This is a genomic window from Microbacterium sp., assembly GCF_031988965.1.
Classification (GTDB): domain Bacteria; phylum Actinomycetota; class Actinomycetes; order Actinomycetales; family Microbacteriaceae; genus Microbacterium.
In genome coordinates, this window is sequence record NZ_DALZXX010000301.1 from 1 (window position 1) to 1,059 (window position 1,059).

Annotated in this window: 2 protein-coding genes; both read left to right on the forward strand. The window is 71.8% G+C overall.

Annotation, left to right across the window (positions count from 1 at the left end):
- Window positions 1-535: ABC transporter ATP-binding protein (locus RTM68_RS18940; protein WP_312173887.1), on the forward strand; the 535-nt coding region annotated here is incomplete at its 5' end.
- Window positions 532-1,059 (forward strand): energy-coupling factor transporter transmembrane component T (locus RTM68_RS18945; RefSeq protein ID WP_312173888.1); only part of this gene is annotated, 528 nt, incomplete at its 3' end. The genes RTM68_RS18940 and RTM68_RS18945, both read left to right, overlap by 4 nt.

Below are 1,059 nucleotides of genomic sequence, written 5' to 3' on the forward strand. Positions count from 1 at the left end.
AAAATCCACCCTCGGGCTGACCCTCGCGGGGCTCATCCCCGCCGAGGCGGGTCACGTCGCGGCGCTGCCCGCGCTCGCCGCGGGGGAGAAGAGCGATCCCTTCCGCTGGTCGTCGCGTGCTCTGCTCACCCGCATCGCCACGGTGCTGCAGACGCCCGAACATCAACTCCTCGCGAAGACCGTGCGCGACGAGCTGTCGGTCGGCCCCCGCGCTCTGCGGATGGCCGAGAGCGAGATCGCCGCGCGCGTCGACGAGCTCCTCGCGCGCCTGCGGCTCACGGCGCTGGCCGACGCGAATCCCTACACACTCTCGGGAGGCGAGAAGCGTCGGCTCACGGTCGCTGCAGCGCTCGCCACCCGGCCGCGGATGCTGGTGCTCGACGAGCCCACCTTCGGACAGGACGCCTCGACCTGGGCCGAGCTGGTCGCCCTCATCGCACGGCTGCGCGACGAGGGAACGGCGATCGTCGCGATCAGTCACGACGAGGCCGTGCTCGACGCGCTGCACGCTCGACGTGTCGAGGTGGGCCGATGATCGATCCGCTCACGGCCCGCGTCGATCGTGCAGGGCCCCTCGCGCCGCGGTCCGCCCTGGCCAAGCTCGCGGCTGCTCTGCTCATCGCCCTGCCTCTCGTTCTCTCGATCGACGTCGTCTCGGCATCCGTCGCACTGCTCCTCGAGATCCCGCTGCTGCTGCTCGCCGGGCTCCGGGCGAAGGAGTTCTGGACGCGCACCGCGGTGCTGTGGATCGCGGCACCGCTCGGTGCCGTCACGATCGCGCTGTACGGCGCGACGAGCGGCACGATTCACTTCGAGTGGTTCGTCATCCGCATCAGTGACGGGTCGCTCGCGCTCGCTGCGGCGACGGCCGTGCGCGTGCTCGCGATCGGGCTGCCGGCAGTGGTCCTCTTCGTCACGGTGGACCCCACCGATCTCGCCGACGGGCTGGCGCAGCGGGTGAAGCTGCCGGCGCGTTTCGTGGTCGGCGCGCTCGCCGGGATGCGGATGCTGGGGCTGCTCACCGACGACTGGCGCGCGCTGGCGCTGGCGCGATGGGCA